The organism is Microcystis aeruginosa LEGE 91341, from assembly GCF_015206885.1.
Lineage (GTDB): Bacteria > Cyanobacteriota > Cyanobacteriia > Cyanobacteriales > Microcystaceae > Microcystis > Microcystis aeruginosa_H.
Genome location: NZ_JADEXY010000084.1, coordinates 1 through 19,220, shown reverse-complemented (window position 1 = coordinate 19,220; position 19,220 = coordinate 1). Strand labels below are relative to the sequence as shown.

Annotated in this window: 15 protein-coding genes and 3 pseudogenes; 6 read left to right on the top strand and 12 right to left on the bottom strand. The window is 41.5% G+C overall.

Annotated elements, in window-relative coordinates; genetic code table 11:
• Positions 1-31: 31 nt before the first annotated feature.
• Positions 32-715: an N-acetylmannosamine-6-phosphate 2-epimerase gene (locus tag IQ234_RS13580; protein WP_193957483.1), complete on the top strand. Its 684-nt coding sequence runs from the start codon at positions 32-34 to the stop codon at positions 713-715.
• Here the strand turns inward: IQ234_RS13580 and IQ234_RS13575 are convergent.
• Positions 712-866, bottom strand: a pseudogene (locus IQ234_RS13575) (DUF4164 domain-containing protein); the annotation flags it as partial. The gene IQ234_RS13580 and the pseudogene IQ234_RS13575 overlap by 4 nt on opposite strands.
• Positions 867-1,110: 244 nt before the next feature.
• Positions 1,111-2,118, bottom strand: coding sequence for a Gfo/Idh/MocA family protein (locus tag IQ234_RS13570; RefSeq protein WP_193957482.1), 1,008 nt, complete (start codon positions 2,116-2,118; stop codon positions 1,111-1,113).
• 84 nt (positions 2,119-2,202) lie between these two features.
• On the opposite strand from IQ234_RS13570, the gene IQ234_RS13565 reads away from it, so the two are divergent.
• Positions 2,203-4,242 (top strand): hydantoinase/oxoprolinase family protein, encoded by a 2,040-nt coding sequence (locus IQ234_RS13565; protein WP_193957481.1) that lies wholly within the window; start codon positions 2,203-2,205, stop codon positions 4,240-4,242.
• Between the two features lie 32 nt (positions 4,243-4,274).
• Here IQ234_RS13565 and IQ234_RS13560 read toward each other — a convergent pair whose 3' ends face one another.
• The 3 genes from IQ234_RS13560 to IQ234_RS13550 all read right to left on the bottom strand — a co-directional run bounded on the left by IQ234_RS13560 (position 4,275) and on the right by IQ234_RS13550 (position 6,000).
• Positions 4,275-4,895: a chorismate lyase gene (locus IQ234_RS13560; RefSeq protein WP_193957480.1), complete on the bottom strand. Its 621-nt coding sequence runs from the start codon at positions 4,893-4,895 to the stop codon at positions 4,275-4,277.
• Between the two features lie 148 nt (positions 4,896-5,043).
• Positions 5,044-5,340, bottom strand: coding sequence for a hypothetical protein (locus IQ234_RS13555; protein ID WP_002767927.1), 297 nt, complete (start codon positions 5,338-5,340; stop codon positions 5,044-5,046).
• On the bottom strand, positions 5,341-6,000 hold the full coding sequence (locus IQ234_RS13550) for a glutathione S-transferase family protein (RefSeq protein WP_193957479.1): 660 nt from the start codon (positions 5,998-6,000) through the stop codon (positions 5,341-5,343).
• 285 nt (positions 6,001-6,285) lie between these two features.
• Between IQ234_RS13550 and lepB the strand changes: the two genes are divergently transcribed.
• On the top strand, positions 6,286-7,383 hold the full coding sequence (gene lepB / locus IQ234_RS13545) for a signal peptidase I (RefSeq protein ID WP_193957478.1): 1,098 nt from the start codon (positions 6,286-6,288) through the stop codon (positions 7,381-7,383).
• A 165-nt stretch (positions 7,384-7,548) separates the two neighbouring features.
• On the opposite strand, the gene IQ234_RS13540 is transcribed toward lepB, so the two are convergent.
• From IQ234_RS13540 to IQ234_RS13530, 3 genes are all read right to left on the bottom strand, one after another.
• Positions 7,549-7,839 (bottom strand): circadian clock KaiB family protein, encoded by a 291-nt coding sequence (locus IQ234_RS13540; protein WP_002752661.1) that lies wholly within the window; start codon positions 7,837-7,839, stop codon positions 7,549-7,551.
• Positions 7,836-8,702, bottom strand: a complete 867-nt coding sequence (locus tag IQ234_RS13535) for a response regulator (RefSeq protein WP_193957477.1) — start codon at positions 8,700-8,702, stop codon at positions 7,836-7,838. The genes IQ234_RS13540 and IQ234_RS13535 overlap by 4 nt, the downstream gene beginning before the upstream one ends.
• A gap of 235 nt (positions 8,703-8,937) precedes the next feature.
• Positions 8,938-11,139: a PhoX family protein gene (locus IQ234_RS13530; RefSeq protein ID WP_193957476.1), complete on the bottom strand. Its 2,202-nt coding sequence runs from the start codon at positions 11,137-11,139 to the stop codon at positions 8,938-8,940.
• 445 nt (positions 11,140-11,584) lie between these two features.
• Between IQ234_RS13530 and IQ234_RS13525 the strand changes: the two are divergent.
• Positions 11,585-11,707: pseudogene (locus IQ234_RS13525) on the top strand (DUF29 family protein); the annotation flags it as partial.
• Between the two features lie 330 nt (positions 11,708-12,037).
• Here the strand turns inward: IQ234_RS13525 and IQ234_RS13520 are convergent.
• The 3 genes and pseudogenes from IQ234_RS13520 to IQ234_RS13510 form a co-directional block, all read right to left on the bottom strand.
• Entirely contained in the window at positions 12,038-13,048 is a 1,011-nt protein-coding gene (locus IQ234_RS13520; protein WP_193957475.1) for an adenine-specific methyltransferase EcoRI family protein, read from the bottom strand.
• A 37-nt stretch (positions 13,049-13,085) separates the two neighbouring features.
• Positions 13,086-13,922 (bottom strand): annotated as a pseudogene (locus IQ234_RS13515) (EcoRI family type II restriction endonuclease).
• Between the two features lie 439 nt (positions 13,923-14,361).
• Positions 14,362-15,162 (bottom strand): BMC domain-containing protein, encoded by an 801-nt coding sequence (locus tag IQ234_RS13510; RefSeq protein ID WP_036402228.1) that lies wholly within the window; start codon positions 15,160-15,162, stop codon positions 14,362-14,364.
• A 213-nt stretch (positions 15,163-15,375) separates the two neighbouring features.
• Here IQ234_RS13510 and raf1 point away from each other — a divergent pair, with 213 nt between their 5' ends.
• Both raf1 and csaB read left to right on the top strand, forming a co-directional pair.
• Complete coding sequence (gene raf1, locus IQ234_RS13505) at positions 15,376-16,455, top strand: RuBisCO accumulation factor 1 (protein ID WP_052275706.1); 1,080 nt, start codon at positions 15,376-15,378, stop codon at positions 16,453-16,455.
• A gap of 248 nt (positions 16,456-16,703) precedes the next feature.
• A complete protein-coding gene (gene csaB, locus IQ234_RS13500; protein ID WP_193957473.1) occupies positions 16,704-17,741 on the top strand; it encodes a polysaccharide pyruvyl transferase CsaB in 1,038 nt (345 codons plus the stop codon).
• A 158-nt stretch (positions 17,742-17,899) separates the two neighbouring features.
• On the opposite strand, the gene IQ234_RS13495 is transcribed toward csaB, so the two are convergent.
• Complete coding sequence (locus tag IQ234_RS13495) at positions 17,900-18,925, bottom strand: ABC transporter permease (protein WP_193957472.1); 1,026 nt, start codon at positions 18,923-18,925, stop codon at positions 17,900-17,902.
• Positions 18,926-19,220 lie beyond the last annotated feature (295 nt).

Genomic DNA, 19,220 nt, shown 5'->3' with positions numbered 1-19,220 from the left:
CCACTACCCCACTACCCCACTACCCCAATTTATGAGAATAGAAACCTTAAAATCGGGTTTAATCGTCTCCTGTCAAGCGCCGGTGGAGTCATCTCTGCACGATCCTGTAATTATTGCCGCCATGGCTCATGCTTGTGTGGATAGGGGTGCTTGTGGGGTAAGAATTGACAGTCCCGCTCATCTGAAAGCCACCCGTCAACAATTGCCAGATATACCAATAATTGGACTCTGGAAACGCAATTATCGCGATTGTTCGGTATATATTACTCCCAAATATCAAGATGCTCTCGCCATTGCCGATGCGGGTGCCGATATAATTGCCTTGGATGCTACCCCCAGAAAGCGCCCCGATGATGAAAATTTAGCCACAATTATCGATCGTATTCATCAGGAAACTGGTAAATTAGTCATGGCAGATATAGACTCGATCGAAAGTGCTATTTATGCCGTGGCAGCTGGTGCTGATATTGTCGGTACAACTCTTTACGGTTACACAGAAGCAACTAAACAGCTGCATCCGCCGAGTTTTTCTTTCCTAGGAGAATTAGTTAATAAGTTATCAGTTCCTGTTATCTGTGAGGGAGGAATATCGACACCAACAGAAGCAAAAAAAGCCCTAGAAGTTGGTGCATATTCGGTAGTTGTTGGCACGGCAATTACAGGGATCGATTTAAAAACTACCGCTTTTTTACAAGGAATTTTATCAAAGGATTAATGGGAGGGAAAAAAAACAAAAAGTTTAGCCGCATCACCCAAAATGGCGACAAATAAAGCGATTAAAATCCCCCAGTTAGTAATTCCTGATAGGCAATCCGTGCCGTTAATCCCTTGATTTCAGGGGTCAATCGCTCATCTAAAGCTTTAATACTAAATCCGTTGAGTAACGCACAGAAAACGGGTTTCTCGGAGAAACCCGTTTTCTACTCATGTACTCATGCAAAAAGGGGAATAAATAATCAGTCTTTAATAACCAGATTTAGTATAACATCTATTTGTAGGTTTGGATTCCCTTCATATAAGTCTTACTAACTATATGGTCGCCGATAAACTGACCATCCATGCTATGCACCGACCGGGTGATAGTCAACAGCTTATCAACCCCATTTTTCCCTATTCTAAGCGTACAATCTCTCCACCTCTGGCTAGAGATAATTCTGCTGCTTGGAGGATTTTGACTAATTCCGTCCCTACCGATCCCGAAGATACAGGAGAATTGACACCCGTAGCCACCGACTCTAAAAAATGTTCGCATAATGCTTTCAGGGGTTCACCATCGGCAATAGGGATAGATTCCGTCTCCTGTCCCCGGGGAATAAAATAGGCTTCCTGACGTTCAAAATCGCCCTTTTGTCGGGTTAAAGGCGATCGAGAGTCTAATTCATTGAAAATTAAAGTCCCTTCGCTGCCAACTATCCCTAAGCGTCGCTGTTTATCGGGATTCAACCAACAAAGGTGAATAGTTGCTTGAAAACCATCGCCATAGATCAGGGTTAACCAGACTAAATCGGCTAGATTAGGTTGTAGCCAAACTGTTCCTCTCGCTTGTACCAATATTGGTGTACTATTTAACCAATGATTAAAAATCGAGATATCGTGAATAGCTAGATCCCACAAAGCGGACACATCCTGACGGACGGGACCCAGGTGAGTGCGGGTAGCATAACCATAAAGAGGTTTACCGATACCCCCGGATTGCAGGACTTTTTGTCCAGTGATAACGGCGGGATGGAAAAGATAGGTATGATCAACTAATAAAATACGCTGTTTTTGCGCCGCTAATTCCGTTAATTCGGCACATTCTTGGGGATTAAGGGTTAAGGGTTTTTCGGCGAGGACGTGATAACCTAAATTAAGAGCATCTTTAATCAGGGGATAATGGCTGATGGCAGGAGTAACGACGACTACAGCCGAGATTTCTGGGTGATTGCGAATAGATTCCCAGTCATTGGCTAAAATAACCTTATTAGTATCGAGATTAAATTGATCGCGACAGAGACAGAGTTTTTCAGGGGAGGAGTCAACGATCGCCACCACTTGTGCTGAGGGATGTTGAGAAAAATGACGGACGTAATGTACTCCCCAACGTCCTACCCCTAAAATAGCGATTCCTGTGGACATTTTGCTTACTCAGATAGATCAATCTAGTTTATTTTAAAAGGATTAGGCACAATTGTTAATTGATTCTGAGAACTGGGAGGGATTATGTTAAAATTTTTTATCGATCGAGGGGGAACTTTTACCGATATCGTGGCGATAATCGATCAACCAGAAATTATTGAACGACTAGCTAGAGATGCCGCTAGATTTCTGATTGTTCCCCTTGCCGATCAACAGTGGATTGTTCTCTATAAACTGCTCTCGGAAAATCCCGAAAAATACCCAGATGCAGTCATTCAAGGCATTAAAGATATTAGCGGTTTCCTAGATAACATCGAAGTGATTAAAATGGGAACAACGGTAGCCACCAATGCGCTGTTAGAAAGAAAGGGAGAGCGCACAGTTTTGTTAATCACCAAAGGTTTTAAAGATGCCTTGAGAATTGGCTATCAAAATCGCCCCGATATTTTTGCTCGTCAAATTATTCTTCCTTCTTTATTATACGAACAAGTTATCGAAGTGGCCGAACGCTACGATAGTCAAGGACGAGAATTAATCGCCGTTAATCCCGACCAAGTTAAAGCCGATTTAATACCAGTTTATCAAGCGGGTATCCGAAGTTGTGCGATTGTTTTTATGCACGGTTATCGTTATCCTGACCACGAAAAACAAGTGGCAGCCATTGCCGAAGAAATCGGCTTTACTCATCTAGCCATTTCCCACCAAGTCAGTCCTTTAATGAAACTGGTATCCCGGGGAGATACCACAGTAGTTTCTGCCTATCTATCGCCAATTTTACGCCGCTATGTTGATAGTATTAGCCAGCAATTACCGAAAACTAGCTTACTATTTATGAAATCCGATGGCGGTTTAGTCACCGCCGATAAATTTCAGGGTAAAGATAGCATTTTATCTGGTCCTGCGGGGGGAATAGTTGGCGCAGTACAAACCAGTTTAAGGGCAGGATTTAGCAAAATTATCAGTTTTGATATGGGAGGAACTAGCACCGATGTTTCTCATTTTCAAGGGGAATACGAGCGGCAAACAGATAACGAAATTGCCGGCGTAAGAATGCGATCGCCGATGTTAAGTATTCACACCGTGGCTGCTGGTGGGGGTTCGATTTTAGTCTATGATGGTTATCGTTTTCGGGTGGGGCCGGAAAGTGCCGGAGCTAATCCAGGACCGGCCTGTTATCGACGGGGTGGACCCTTAACAATTACCGATGCTAATGTTTTGTTAGGAAAAATTCAAGCGGCCTATTTTCCCGCTATTTTTGGACAAGAGGGAAATTTACCCCTAGATAGAGAGATTGTGCTGATAAAGTTTCAAGAATTGGCCGCAACAATGGGGGGTAATAATAGTCCTGAACTGCTGGCTGCGGGGTTTATTCAAATTGCCGTGGAAAATATGGCTAATGCGATTAAAAAAATCTCTCTGCAAAAGGGTTATGATCTCAGTGATTATACTCTTTGTACCTTTGGCGGTGCTGGGGGTCAAGTAGCCTGTTTAATTGCCGATACTCTGGGAATGAAAAGCATTTTTCTCCATCCCTACGCCGGAGTTTTAAGCGCCTACGGCATGGGTTTGGCCGATTTGAGGGTAATTAAAGAAAAAGCGATCGAACAGCCGTTAAATGCCGATTTAATCGGGCAGTTACTCCCAGAAATGAACGAATTAGAAGTTTTAGCAGGTCGGGAATTAGAGGGTTATAATCAGGTGCGGCAGCAAGTCAGTTTAAAATATCAAGGCAGTGATGCCACTTTAGCGGTTAATTTTAGCGATCAAATGCGTCAGGATTTTGAACGAGAACATCAAAGACGTTATGGGTTTAAACAAGAACAAAAAGCTTTAATTGTTGAGTCCATCGCCGTGGAATTGATCGAGACTATGGACAGTCCCCAAGAAGCAATTTTAACTCGCACCCGTCCCATGGAAGAATTACCCCCTATCCTCGATCGAGTAGCGGTTTTTATGGCTAATCAATGGCGAGAAACGCCAATTTATCAGCGTTCAGATCTGCAACCTTTTGATTGTCTGGCAGGACCGGCAATTATTATCGAAAAAATTAGCACGATTGTGATCGAACCGGGTTGGATGGCCAAATTAACGGAGAAAAATCATTTAATTCTCTCCAAAGATTAGCTAATTGAACTACATAGAAATATCTACGGCAGTTATTCTAATTGATCAATTCTCATTTCGCCGAGGTATTTACGGAGATAGGGAGAAAAAACCTCGTAAATCAGGGTAAGGGGTTGGCGAGCGTGCCAAAATAGGTAATGACGACCCCAAAATGCTCCTTTTTCCCCAAAAGCTATTTCTAATTCTGGGGAATGACCGTAATAAAGTCCCTGCACATCGCGATACAATTCCGTGTGCAGCCGCGAGAGACTTTCCCAAATCGGTAGGGAACGATTTTCTAGATATTCGTCCACTTGATTGGCGGACCACCAAGAAGCGGCATAGGCTAACCTTTGACCACTAGCTGTGCGTAACCAGACTTGACGACGCAATCTCGGTCCCGGAATCAGGCTAATTTTCATCGGTGCGCCATCCTCATCGTCGCCGATGGGGGACATATCGATCACATCCACTTCCGTTTTTTCACCGGTTAAAAGTTGTAAATGACGGGTGGGAGAACCATCGCCGAGAATTAAAATCTGCCAAGGAGGTGCGAGTTGGCTATGGGGTAAACCTTGTTTAACATCGGTTTCGTCTCCCTGCCAGAGAGGGGACAGGGAATACCAGGGAGGATTAAGCAGGGGTTTTTCTTGGGGGTGGAGGATAGCAGTCAAGGTTTGTTACAAAACTTTATGATTTTTTGATTAATCATAACACAGGATTTTTGTCTGCTGGCGATAAAAGCGATCGCCTTACGCCAATCCTCTCTAACTTTTTGGTTAGCAGATGCACTCCTGCTAAAGGAGAGCGGCTATTTTGATCTTAACGATAAAAAGGTATCAAGATCTGGAGGAGTTTTTGTAATCTTCTCAGGGCAATTAATTGTCGAATCTTGGGATTAATTTGAGGGGGATAAATGCTGGTGGCTAATTGTTCTTCCAGTAAGGCATATTCTGCTGCATTTAGGGGTTGATTATCCAAGGGCGATCGAGCCGAAGTGATAATTTCTGCTCGTAAAACTTCTTCGGGAATATCTTCAGGAGCGGGCAAAGCAAGGGCTTTTAGGGGCGATAAGAAACCGATAGAGATAAGGATAATAATTTTGGTCGTTCGCTGCATTTAATTTAAACCGGGGGGCAATTTTTCTCGACACTGTTGATGAATTTCCCCGATTCTAGCAAACAACCAGGGATATTTTTGACGATAACTGGGAATTAGAGCCAGAGGACTGAGTAGGGCAGTGGCGGCAATATCGGCTACACTTAATTTATCTCCCACTAAATAGGGCTGATTTTGCCAATATTCTAGAATCTTGAGGGCATTTTCTAGGCGCTCCTCCGCTAGTTTTACCCTTGCTGGGGTGATTTTATATTGTTGTCGCACGATCTTAATAATTATTTGACTACTCAGGGAAGAATCGATCGCTTTTCCCTCTCCAGCGCGATAATCATAATAGACAAATCTCGTCGCTACTCCAATACTTTCATCTAACCAATCCTCTAGTAACCAAGCTTGATTTTTCTCCTTTTCCCCAGCGGGAATAAAAGAGGGGACAGGAACTACCTTTTCTAAATATCTGAAAATGGCAGTAGAATCGGCAATAATCTCATCTGCTCCCATTAAAACGGGGACAGTGGTTAACCCTTTGGTTAGGGGACTGAGTTTGAGAATATGTAGTCCGGGGGTGAGATTTTCTACTTGGTAATCAATCCCCTTATAACCTAGAGCTAAACGAGCTTTGCGACAGTAATGAGAGGTGCTAAATTGCAGTAAAAGCATTAATTGTTCTTGATTGCTATAGTGGTTATCAGTTATCAGTTATCAGTTATCAGTTATCAGTTATCAGTTACCAGTTACCAGTTACCAGTTATCAGTTACCAGTTATCAGATTTGAGTTTTAAGTGAGTAGTATATATTAAGGGATCAGTATTATTCTTAATGTGTTTTCACTGATTACTGTTTACTGTTTACTGATTACTGTTTACTGATTACTGTTTACTGATTACTGATTACTGTTCACTGATTACTGATTACTGATCACTGAATTGTCAATAAATATATACTATGAGCAAACCCCCCCTTTTTTCGGCTGTTTCTCCTCCTGATGCGACTAATTCACCAGCAAAAGATCCCTGGTTAGCTGTCAATCTCTCGATGTTCTTCCCCGGTTTGGGACAATGGTATGCTAACAAAAACCAAAAAGCAACCATTTGGGCGATCACTCAAGTAATATTAATAATTGTGACAATTTGGTCAATTTTTAGCCCCAATGGCCCTGTAAGCTGGGGATTAGGGGGAATAGTTGCTCTGGTTATCGTTTACATTAGCAATATTTTTGACGCTCACTGGACTGTTTATGATTCCAGACAGAATAACAGCTTAGAGAAAATTCCCCGGAAACAAAAAAACCCATGGTTTGCTGTCTTCGCTAACCGGATTATGCCAGGTTTAGGGCAATTTTACGCTGATAAGGTGATCTTAGGGATAATTTTTCTGACTATATCCCAGGTTAGCCTGAAAATGGATCATTTTTTTACCAATATCCTCTTTCTTACCCCTTTAATTACAGCGATCGCTATTTATCATGTGTATCACACTTTCCCCCATCAATTCCACCCCCATCGTCATACCTATCGTTCCATTTTGGCACTGATGGTGGGAGTGATTTTTACTTGGGGAATTATCTGTAATTATTTTCCCGATTGGTTCCATCAAAGAATAGAATTTTTCCAGATTCCGAGCGAATCCATGCTACCTACCCTCGCAATAGGTGATCGCGTTTTCGTCAGTCAATCTGGTAATTATCAAGCGGAAAGAGGCGATATAATTGTTTTTAGAACTCCCGAAAAAGTTAGGCAACTAGATCCTAAGTCTGGAGATTTTTTTATCAAACGAGTCATCGCTATTGCCGGAGATACCATTGAAATCCGCAGGGGTAAAGTTTATCTCAACCAGCAAGTTATCAAGGAACCCTACACCGCCGAGTTGGGCAATTATGAAATAGAATTTATGACTGTACCCCCAAAAAATCTGTTTGTTTTGGGAGATAATCGTAACCATAGTTTTGATTCCCATGCTTGGGGTTTTTTGCCAGAAAGTTATATACTTGGTCAAGCCTATAAAGTTTACTGGCCGCTCGATCGTGTCCAGTCTTTGCTATGATGGGGATGACTATTGATTTTCAGCTAAGTAGTCGTGCAAAATTAATTTCCCAGTGAAGATAGGCAAGAGGCAAAAGCTTCATCGAAATGTGTAATTAATTTTGCTTAGGTACTTATCTACTTATTAGCGAGCAAAAACCTAACCAGAAGAATTTTTAGGTGAATCCTAATTGAGATGGGAGTCTTTGGGAATAACATCCAAACCGAGGAGAACCTTTTGGGTATTGGACATATCACCGATAATTCGTTGTAGGGGTGGGGGAAGTTGTTTGACTAAAGTAGGAGTTACGAGAATTTTATCCTGTTCCGCTAATTGCGGCTGTTCGAGAACATCAATTATTTCTACCGTATAAAGATCCGACAACTCCTCGCGACAGATCCGAAAAATATTGGCGATCGCCCTCTGGGATTTACTTGAATCACCCATAATGTAGAGTTTGAGAAGATATTGACTCATGATTGCGTGTTATTGAACAGTTTAATGTTGCTGAGACCGATATAGTATTTACGATAGAAAGAGACGAGATAACCCATCAATTCCAAGACCATGAGACGACCTTCGCTAACGTAGGCCTGCGCTTTGGCTAGGGTGACATCCTGATTTTTTTGGCGTAGGGTGGTAGTATGAATGTCCACCACATCGCGAGGACTAGCTTTTAAGAATCCTAACTTATCGGCCAAGCTTCGCAGTCGTTCCGATAGATTATGTTCCACTTTGTATGCTTGTTCTTCTAAAGCTAAATCTAATAAATCTCCGTAATTTTGGACTAATTCTTGAAAAATATCGGGAATACTCTGCCTTATTGCCTCAGAACCGAACATTTTCGCCGTGATGCTAGTTTGTCCTCCCTTGATTAACTGTTCCAGTTCGCGAAATTCTTCTTCTTGTTGTTGATGTTTAAGATTGAGGATATATTGCTGACGCTCGATTGCCACACGAATTTGATAGACTAAAAGACTACTATCGATATTATTTAACTGAATATAACCATCAGCACCCAGTTGAAAGGCTCTAACGACTAATTTCTCATCATTGCTAGTAGTTTGAACCACTATCGGTATAGCAGCGGCTAATTCTCTGGTTTTGACTAGAATATTTAAACCGGGGGGGACGGAGATTTCCAAGCTTAAGAGGATGAGATCAAATTTCTCCCCTGCCAGTTTTTCGGCAGTTTCCTGTAAATCCTGAGCTTGGGTGAGGGTAAAAGTCAGCCCCTCAGCCAGAGAACATTGGGGGGCCTTTGACAGCAATCTCTGGATTAATTTAACAGTCGTCGGTTCGTCCTCTATCAATAAAATCCTACAGAGATCCCTAGTCATTGTTAATCGATCGCTAAAATTATCTTTTTTCCCCCTACTCTCATAGTAAGCCCATCTTTGGCAAACTCAAGGACAAAATCACAACATATCTCCGGCAAAAGTGAGATTTTAATGGCGACCTTGCCCTTAAAATCCTTAATTTAACGATTTTTCCTGAAAAATATCGCTTTTCTACTCCAAGGAAACAATCTATTTCTTTATTCTCCCCACTTCCCCACTTCCCCACTTCCCTCACCTATTTTGACTGGATTCGGCGAATTGCCACCACTGCTGGCCGGGGAGGTTGATTAACTTGACCACTGGGCCAATTCGATCCTAGTGGTACTTGTCGCATTTGTTCAAATTCCTGTCCATTAGTGGTTTTCAGGGCAAATTTGCGGTTTTCAAAGGCCAAATCCCGACGAATTCCCCCCGCTTCTCCCGGATGTTGTACTGCCAAAAATAACGTCTCTTGGTCGGGAGTAAAGTACAATCCCGTTAATTCCGCATCCATGGGAGCGATAGCAAAAGGATAGGGATGCTCTTGACCCTTGGCAAACACCCAAGCGCTATTATTACCAAAAATCCCCAATAAATCCCGTTGACTAACCGGAACCCCTTGGGGATAACGAGTTTTCATCTCTCGATTTAACCCACCCGTAGAAATATCGCTAACCATCCAGAGATTTCCCTGTTGATCGAACGCGAGGTTATCGGGATTAGAAAAACCCGCACCCTTCTCTGTCGGTTCCCCCCCGTAAGCGACCACATCCCAACGAAAACTTAGGGAAGCAGCATCATTATTATCTTCCCTTAAGCTGATAATCCAACCAAATTCGTAGGGGATTTCGCCATTTGGTCCCTTAAATATCTCCTTATCGGCCCCTCCCTCCGCTTCACTGGGACTACCAGAGGTAAAGGTCATATATAAAGTGCCATTCTCGTCCACTTCCGTATCTTCTGGCCGACCAGTACAAGTGATCCCAGCGGCGTTAGCGGCAAAATGAGCATCGATGAGAATTGCTCCCTGTTTTTCCGTTCCATTACCTTCATACAGGTCTGCGAGGGTCTTATATTTAGCTTTGTAGGCTAGAATCTCCTCATCGTCCTTAAATAGCAGTAATTTAGTCTCATTGACCGTTCTTTCGGGATTCGGCAAAGCTACCACCCCATCCCCGCGACTAGCGGCAATTTGACTCGGTAGGACAGGATTGATCTCCGTGTCGGGATTTAAGGATATCCAATAACCGGTTTTATCGGGGTTGAATTTCGCCCCGTAGAGCATTCCTTTTTCTAGGAGTTTTGAGTTATTTTTCTGCTTAATATCGCTAATTTTGCCCTCGGAAACGAATTTATAGACATGACCGCCTCTGCGATCGCATCCTGAATAAACCGCCAAGGATTGTCCCGTTTGAGCGAGAAAAGCGACCGCTTCATGGCGAAAACGCCCTAACCAAGTGTGTTTTGTGCCATAATCGTCGGGATTGGCAGGATCCACCTCCACCATCCAACCGTATTTATTTCCCGCTAACCCAAAAACGTTACCCCGGCCATCCACTTCCCCACTATTGAGAATAAAGGGAGTAGTATCGGGATGCAAAGAGGAACCATCTTTTAACACTACCTCCGTCACTTGGTCTTGAAAGTTTTCCTCGGCACTAAATACTGTCCCCCAGGGAGTTGTTCCCCCGGCGCAATTTTGAAATGTTCCGATAATTTTTGCCCCTAATCCGTCATCGTAGCCAAGTTTATCGGTTTTGGTAAAAATTGCTACAGCAGGACCGGTCGCTTTCAGGTAGCGGCCGTCCTTTAGTCCAGAGATACCGGTAATGCGGCGATCGGCTTTACTATAGGTACGTTGCCATTTTCCCGTTGCATCTTTAGCCAGGGAAATTACGCCAATTCCCTGATCAATTAAGCCTTCTAGGGAGATTTCCTCGATTTTTGCCCTTAAGCTGGCATCTTGCAGTTTATAGGCGGCAATTTCGCCCTTTTCGTTCGTTTTTTCCCGTACTTCCTTGACGGGTAGGGTTTTACCGATCACTTGTTCAAAGGTTTGTAGCCAAGTACGACCACTGATATATTCAAAATTAACGGTTAGATAACCTTGACCCGGACTGGTTTCGATAAAAGATAGATAATCATTGTTATAACCGAAACGGGAATCACCCACTTTATCCCCCCACTGTGCTAGCACATCATAGGTGAATCCTTGCGGAAGAACGAGATCATCTAGGACTTTATAGGTTTGATAGGCATTTTTTTGGCTTTCATCGCTCATACCGTCAATTTTTAAGGGAATTGGCAGTTTGACTGGAGAAAAGTTTAAGCCAAAACTATTGGCAGCGATCGCAGGACTGCTAATCAGAGAGGAATATTTTTTCTCTTGCAGACTGAAAAAAGAGACACCAGCAGTGGCAGTTAAAAAGGTGAGGAAATTACGGCGAGAAATACTCATATTTTCAGGAATAAAGTCAAAACTGATACTCAAACCTTGATTAGGTTAAATTTTATTACAGACACTTGACATAGGGATTATACAGTATGCAAGTTATGACTAAGTTAACAGCCAGTTAAAAGTATCGGGATTGGAGGCTAGGGGTGAGGGAGTGAGGAGTGGGGAGAAGGGAGCAAAAAACGTTCTTGTTAGTGAGCTTAATGATACTAAATCCAGTTATTAAAGACTGATTATCTATTGCCCCTATTTCCTGTCCTGATATGTAGCCTATATTCAACGGATTTATAGTGTTTTCTAAGCTAGTGAGGTACACCTATTTTTCTTCTTTTTTGCCTTTTGCCTAAAACCCATAACTTTTGTACCTCAGCAGACTGAAAAACGCTATAGTTATGATACAGACTTTAACCAATGGATGGAGCAAACCGTAAACTAACTCAAAAACGGCGGACTAAAAGACCTTGATCTAGAAAACTTAATTGAAGAACTTGAATCAATGGGACGCAGTGAAAAACGCAAAATTATCAGTAGATTAAGGATTCTAATCATGCACTTGCTCAAAGGGAAATAACGACCAGAAAAACGAACTTCTGATTGGATTTCCACCATAAGTATTGTTGTTAATGTAGCTTATTAAGATCGGCGACCGCACTTAAACCCACAGTTTCAATCAATGTGCATGGTGCGTTCCCCAAAATCGAGCGCTGGAGCAGTAGGAACCACGTTAGGGAACGCACCCTACGGCTACAAGATTGCGATCTGCTACGCAGTGCCTTCGGCATCGCACTAGGGGTGCTACCCAGTGCCTTCGACATCGCACTAGCTTTGGAGCATAACGATCGAGTTCACCTATATTTTGGATCGTAGCGGAAAAATGTCAGGTACAACGATTTGTTATACCTTATCTTTCTTTGTCAGTTAAATCAATATATTCAGTTTGTATTCGTTTATTCTTGATTAGTATTCTAAAATACGGACATTTCCCATTTACTGATAAATCTTTATCATCATTCCCTTTCCTGAATTTAATTATTTCAAATTGTTCGGGATTAAATTTATGTAAAAATGTTATTGGCACCCCCATATATCCCTTATAGTCTATTGGTATATCTTGCGTTTTATTAACATTAATTCCATCATAATTGTCATACTTTGGATATTGAACTTCGTTGCCAAAATATCTTTTTGTAAGTTTTATATCTTCGTGCCGCTTAAAATTATCTAAATTAGTAAGCCATAAACAATTGTTCGGTGAGATTATTCTATTACCAGAGTTATCTATTCGAGTTTCTGTTCCATATAGTTCATAGTGTTCAGGTACAATAAAACCTGAAATACCTCTACCAAGATTTATTCCTAACCACGCCTTGTTTTCTTTAATAAGTTTGAAAATTTCTTTATAGGTTATTGCATTAATATTTCCAATTATCAAAAACTTTTTATCGTATTTAACCAATTGAGCTACATACTCTCTGAATAATGAAAATGGGGGATTGGTAACAACAATATCGGACTGCTTTAATAGTTCAATGCTTTCCGAACTACGAAAATCACCATCTCCATTAAAGTAAACTAGGTCAGTTGAACTTGGTTTGTTTTTTTCGCCTTCTGTACCTGTATATTCAAAGAAAAAACCTTTTTCATCTTCTTCTGTATTAAATAAATTTTTTACTTGCTCTCTATAACAAGATGTTATTATTTTTTTAAGACCTAATTCCTTGAAATTTGAGGTAAAATAATTAAAAAAGTTACTAATTCGGGGGTCATCGCAATTGCAATAAACTACTTGATTTTCAAAATGACTTTTATAATGCTGTAATTCGCTTTCTATATCTGAAAGCTGTGTATAAAACTCGTCGCTTTTTGATTTTTTAGCTTTTTGTAATAATTCGTTTGTTGCATTTCTTGCCATTTTCAACCTATTTTAATTTAATAAATCTTTGTTTTAGTTATTTACTTTTGGTTATCTGATTAAATATCTCACTGCCTAATACTTTAAGAGAGGTTTTAGAAATTTCAAGCATAATATCAAACATTTTTTTGACATCCCATTTTTCGCCATTTCCTTGTGTGTATATAGAAGTTGCTTGAAGCATAATTGTTTTATCTTTATGCTTGACAAACTTATTTTTACACAAATTGGTATTAATGGGCATTCCATAATTTGCAGAAGTTAACCTATCTAATCTATTTAGCGTTCCTGAATTGTATTCAAGCGTTACAACCCTTCCATCGGGTCTTTTAATTGAAATAGTTTCTGTTAAAAAATTTGAGCCTTCCAGAAATAATACATAGGGAAAATGAGATTCGGATAACATCAAATTAGCTATTTCAGATATGTTTTTATGGGATCTTTCTATCGCATTACCGGCAGCCATCAAATCTTGATCATTTTTTGCTCCTACAAGTTTTCCTGCTTTGATGTTTTCAATGTCTTTCCCCTGATGTTTAGCTTCCGAAACTAAAACGATTCTCCAATTACCGTTATCATCTTTTACTTCTATTATTCCACCATCGGGTATAATACTTTAATTTGATACAAAAAGTGTTTGTCCTAATTCAGGGTCAATTTTCTTTAATGCTTCGTTTATTTCTTCTTTTTTTATGCTCTTTTTGTATTGAAAAGATAATTGAGGAAAATCCTTTTCAAGCTGTTCAATTACAAAAAGTGAAATTTTTCCAACAGTTATGTCGTGTGATTTTGCTTCATCTCCAAATATACCAACCACACCTTTAGACTCTTTATGTTGATTCGTTAATCTTTTTGATTGATTCTTTTTAGTCATATTGTGCCTTTTCTTTACTTAAATCTGCCACTTTCTGCTACAGATAATGTATCTATAACTAAAAATTATACGGAAACTTTATGTATAACACTCTCCAGAGTAACGGTATGGGTCAACTTTCGCTATTCTATTTAGGCGCAATCACAAGAAGTTTTCCGTATATCACGCCCAAAAGCGTGTTAGCTAGATTAGTATATTGCCAAAAACCTTGTTTAACTAAATTCCTGACAATTAGGCTAATTCTACCGATGATTCTTCGATCTGACCGCACCCCTTGACAAAAATTTATAATTATTCAATTCATTTAATTGTCGGGGGCTTCTCTAAAGATTTTTTACCTGGAAATCCACACCAACCAACAAACTTTTTGCCGCAAACCCTAATTCAACCCTTTGCTCCTGTACCTTTAGCAGTACAGGAGCAAAGTTGAAAATAAAAATTAATAAATGTCCTCATCGGTGATAACTTCCACGGGAATCACTTCTTCTAACACTTTTTCCTGCATTTCTTGGCGACGAATCGGTATTTTGGTTTTTTCCAATTCTGGTAAAGCGACTAATTCCCGTTGTTTTTCCCGGACAGTATTGGGTAACAACATCGGTAAAGGTTCGGGGGTTTCTAACCAGTAGCTGGCCACCGGTAGGGTATGTTCTAAATCTTCCAATAAACGGGGAATAATCATCACCGCGTGCAGTTCACCGATTTTCTCTGCTTCCCGCATTCCCGCGTCAATGGCTACGGCCACATTAGCGACGGAACCCCGGATAATGGCCGTACACAAACCATCCCCAATTGTTTCGTAGGAAGCTAACTGCACATCGGCCGATTTTAACATGGCATCCGCTGCCCCCACCATAGCAGGAAAACCTCGGGTTTCCAAGAGACCGATCGACATATTGCTCAGTTTGCTGAAACCCCGTTGACTTTGGGCAATTTCAGCTAAACGGCTACCAATTGGGAAAATTACCTCTAAATTGGGCATCGGTCGGGGAATAACCGATTTAGATACCAATTGTCCGAACTGTGCGGCGGTTTTTGCCCCTTCTTCCACTGCTAACCGCACATCGGCAATATTACCACGCACGATCGCCGTACAGTGACCACCGCCAATTTTTTCGTAACCCACGAGGGTAACTTCTGCCGATTTTAGCATCATATCCGCCGTCCCGACGATCGCCGGAAAACTGAGGGTAGAGACTAAACCCAAGGCGCTATCTTTGGGGTGACGCTTGGTTTTCATCGTCCTTTGACTGGGGTTAGTTGTGGACGAGGGGGGAATGCTTCCATTAACTCTTAATCTAGACATTGAAGATAAACTTGCCCTAACAGGTACGAAGGGGGTGATTGTCAGCTATCCTGTTACTATCTAGTCTATCCTGTTAACCTTAATTGCTATTGAAGATTTTTTAGGGATTAGATAAATTTTAGTTATTGTAGCTTGATCAAGTTGTCTATGACAGAACAGCCTCGCAGTACGGATGATCGAATCAGCGAAACGGAAGCGACCGAATTAATGCGATCGCTGCTTCATAAAGAAGGAAATTGGGTGAATTGGGGGCAAAAATGTCAAAAACTGCAAAAAGCTGGCTACGATTCCCAGTTAATTTTTGAACAAACCGGTTTTCAAAATGCCCAACAAAATTTAATTATTGTCGCTGCCCAAGTTTTTGAGAGTTTAATCAAAGCGGGGGCAGATGAAGATTTGTTAAGTTACTACATCGGGCCGCGTAGTGATGTGCTATACGAATTGCGGATTCTCAACCAAGAACAAAGATTGGGGGCAGCGAAATTAGCGGCAGAAAAAAGGATTGAGGTGGCTGAAGCACACGATATCGCCAAAGCTATCCAAGATTTTTCCCGTTTATCCCAGATTCCCAGTGAATTTACTCGTCATCCAGGAGATGCGATCGCTTACCAGTGTTGGAAACGAGGCAAACAAAAGCGGGATTTAGCCGAAAGAGCGAAATTAATCGCTAAAGGTTTGAAATTTGCCCATTCTGACTCGGCCAGACAGGCGATCGAGTCTTTATTACAAGATTTTACCGTTACTCCCACCCGTAGCGCACCGTTGCTGCCCGTCCATCGCTTACAGGATGAGGACGAATTAGCCAGAATTATTCCTTTAGTAGGAAGATTTCCAGTGACGGTAACTGATATAAAATGCACAGAAAGTTTGAGCGTCGAGGAGCCTTTTCGATTGGTAACGGTGGGGGATAAACAAACGATTGTCCCTCTCCCCGGTTGGCAAGCAATTCTCAAGGCGATCGATCCTGTAGCTATTTTATGGCCTAGTGATCAATTACCTCGATCGATTGCCACCAGATCTGAGGAAGTGTTATTAGTGATCGATCGAGTTTTTGCCGAATGGGACGTGAACAATTATTATCTAGTGGAGAAGGATAATGCCGTTTTTTTACAATGGTTTGATAGTTCCCCCGATGTCACCATCTTAGGTGAATTGGTCTTGATTTTAAGAGCCAAAAATATCCTTGATGAAAAAAACATCACCGAACCCTGGCAAATGGACGACTAAATCAGTGATCAGTTATAGTGTTTCCTAAGCTAGTGAGGTACACCTATTTTTCTTCCCTTTTGCCTTTTGCCTCTTGCCTTTTGCCTAAAACCCATAACTTTTGTACCTCAGCCGACTGAAAAACGCTATATCAGTAAACAGTGATCAGTGGTTAGTGGGAATTATGAATTATGAATTATGAATTAGGGGAGTGAGCATAAAAAATCTGATAACTTATAACTGATAACTGATAACTGATAACTGAATATATGCGTGCAGTAATTTGTGGATATTATGGGAGAGGAAACGGAGGAGATGAGGCATTATTAGTGTCTCTATTGCAGATGCTGCCGTCAGAAATTAAACCTATTGTTTTGTCAAATAATCCCAGAGAAACCAGTCAACGTTATGGGGTGGAAACCTGTCCTAGTCGGGATTGGTGGCAAGTTTTTCAAACTCTTAAAAAAGCCGATATATTTATCTGGGGTGGCGGCAGTTTAATGCAGGATGTCACCAGTTTTGCCAGTCCAATGTATTACGGTGGTTTAATGGCTCTTGCTCAATTATTGGGCTTAAAAACTATTGCTTGGGGCCAGGGAATTGGACCATTAAATAGACCTTTTACTCGTTGGTTAACCAAAAAAGTCTTAAAACAATGTAGTTTAGTTACTGTGCGCGATGATATATCGGCTCATTTAGTCGCTGATTGGGGTATTCGTCCCATTGTTGCCCCCGATCCAGTATGGGCTTTAGAGGCTCAATCAGTCAAGGGATTATCGGATTTACCCGCCCCAAGAATCGCCGTCAATTTACGTCCCCATCCCCTATTAACCCCGGCAAAATTAGATAAATTAACCCAAGCTTTAATTGATTTACAAATTAGTACCGGGGCGTTTATTCTCTTAGTCCCTTTTCAAAAGTCGCGGGATTTGCCCCTCTGTGAAGCTGTAGCCCGTCAATTAAGGGAAAATCATCAAATCATTAGTTTAGAGGATCCAAGACAGTTAAAAGGCTTATTTCGCGGGGTAGAAATGGTGATCGGAATGCGCTTTCATAGCTTGATTATGGCCGCAGCAGAAGATTGTCGTTGTTTTGCCCTTAGTTATGATCCGAAAGTGTCGCGATTAATTGCCGAAGTACCGATGCAGGGTTGGGAATTAGATCAGTTACCAGAGGCAGTTAATGATATTAGTAATGCTTGGATTAATTTTTATGCCAATGGAGAGAGATTAACTAGCGATCGCAAACATTTTTTAATCGATCGAGCTTTAATTCATCGAGAAATTTTATCTAGATTGGTGAGCTAATTTTTATGTCGAGTGCCATTACCGAAGCGATCACGACTATTGCCCTAGCTGAGACAAGATTTAATAGACCTATTGCTTTATAAGATATTAGTGCAAATGCTCAAAGTCCCTCTTCCTTGTCCCCACTTCCCCACTTCCCCACTTCCCCACTTCCCTGATTAATAACGGATGCGAGGATCAATGTAAGCATTGATTAGATCGATCAAAATACTGGCAAAGACCACTATTGTCGCAAAAAAAGCCATTAATCCCTGCACTGTTGGGTAATCCCGCAGAGAAATCGCACGATATAACTGATTTCCCAAACCCGGCCAAGAAAAAGTAACTTCCGTCAAGACTGCACCACCTAAAAGAGCCGCAAAAGTTAATCCTAAGACAGTAATTACGGGAATTAGGGCATTTTTCAGCGCATGGGCAATCATAATCGTTTTTTCTGGTATTCCTCTCGCTTTTGCCGCATCTACATAGTCCGCTTGCAAAGTTTGTTTCAGATTAACTCGCACCATCCGTTCAAAAATCCCACTCAACAGAATGCCGAGAGTAAAACTAGGTAACGCCAGATAATACAACGCTGTAGGTAATTTATCTAGTTGTAGAGTCATCAGACTATCAAAGGTGTATAAACCCGTAATTGTCTGGGGTGGAGTCTCACTCAAAGGAAAACGAGTCCCCAAAGGAAACCAGCGCAACTGTACCGCAAAAATTAGCTGTAAGAGCATTCCCACCCAAAAAATCGGCAAGGAATAGGTTATCAGTCCAAATAAACGTCCCCCCGCATCTAAGGGGGTATTCGGACGGGAAGCGGTGATAATTCCCAATCCCACCCCCACTATCACCGCAATTAGCATTCCATAAAAAGTTAGTTCCACCGTCGCTGGAAAATGTTTAGCAATAATCTCCCATACTGTCACCCCCTTACTGGTTAAAGAGTCTCCTAAGTTGAGACGCATTAGATTGAAAATATAGTCTAGGTACTGAAAAAATAGGGGTTTATTCAGTCCTAACTGTTCTCTTAGGGCATTTTTGGCATTTTCAGGAGCGCGGTTGCCTAAAATCGCATCCGTGGGATCACCGGGGGCAACACGCATCAGCAGAAAAACCACCGTCACGATCGTCCATAACATCAAGGGAGCTAGGAGTAAACGCACCAGTAAATAGGATTGTAAAGCAGCGCGGCGAGACATGAGGGTTTTCCTTTCAGAAAATACATTCTCAAGGAACCATACCCCAAAATTGACCCAGCGATCGAGAGGTACTGAAGAAAAAATTAAATTGAGGGAAATATTTAGTACAAGTAAACTAAAGTGGCCGCACCGACAGTTCTGAGCGAAGGACTACCAAAAACCCCTAAAAGCTGAAAGGCTTACGGAGCAAGGGATAGAAAAAAGATCAAAAAATTTTGCCAAAAGGGGTTGACAAACCAGGGGAAGTTAGATACATTGGTAAATGCGCGGTTGAAGCAAAGCGAAAGCGAAGCGA

Excerpts from the sequence above, each read along its gene's own strand:
- IQ234_RS13580 (WP_193957483.1), top strand. The coding sequence starts at position 32 with ATGAGAATAGAAACCTTAAAATCGGGTTTAATCGTCTCCTGTCAAGCG.
- IQ234_RS13570 (WP_193957482.1), bottom strand. The coding sequence starts at position 2,118 with ATGTCCACAGGAATCGCTATTTTAGGGGTAGGACGTTGGGGAGTACAT.
- IQ234_RS13565 (WP_193957481.1), top strand. The coding sequence starts at position 2,203 with ATGTTAAAATTTTTTATCGATCGAGGGGGAACTTTTACCGATATCGTG.
- IQ234_RS13555 (WP_002767927.1), bottom strand. The coding sequence starts at position 5,340 with ATGCAGCGAACGACCAAAATTATTATCCTTATCTCTATCGGTTTCTTA.
- IQ234_RS13550 (WP_193957479.1), bottom strand. The coding sequence starts at position 6,000 with ATGCTTTTACTGCAATTTAGCACCTCTCATTACTGTCGCAAAGCTCGT.
- lepB (WP_193957478.1), top strand. The coding sequence starts at position 6,286 with ATGAGCAAACCCCCCCTTTTTTCGGCTGTTTCTCCTCCTGATGCGACT.
- IQ234_RS13540 (WP_002752661.1), bottom strand. The coding sequence starts at position 7,839 with ATGAGTCAATATCTTCTCAAACTCTACATTATGGGTGATTCAAGTAAA.
- IQ234_RS13535 (WP_193957477.1), bottom strand. The coding sequence starts at position 8,702 with ATGACTAGGGATCTCTGTAGGATTTTATTGATAGAGGACGAACCGACG.
- IQ234_RS13530 (WP_193957476.1), bottom strand. The coding sequence starts at position 11,139 with ATGAGTATTTCTCGCCGTAATTTCCTCACCTTTTTAACTGCCACTGCT.
- IQ234_RS13520 (WP_193957475.1), bottom strand. The coding sequence starts at position 13,048 with ATGGCAAGAAATGCAACAAACGAATTATTACAAAAAGCTAAAAAATCA.
- IQ234_RS13510 (WP_036402228.1), bottom strand. The coding sequence starts at position 15,162 with ATGAAAACCAAGCGTCACCCCAAAGATAGCGCCTTGGGTTTAGTCTCT.
- raf1 (WP_052275706.1), top strand. The coding sequence starts at position 15,376 with ATGACAGAACAGCCTCGCAGTACGGATGATCGAATCAGCGAAACGGAA.
- csaB (WP_193957473.1), top strand. The coding sequence starts at position 16,704 with ATGCGTGCAGTAATTTGTGGATATTATGGGAGAGGAAACGGAGGAGAT.
- IQ234_RS13495 (WP_193957472.1), bottom strand. The coding sequence starts at position 18,925 with ATGTCTCGCCGCGCTGCTTTACAATCCTATTTACTGGTGCGTTTACTC.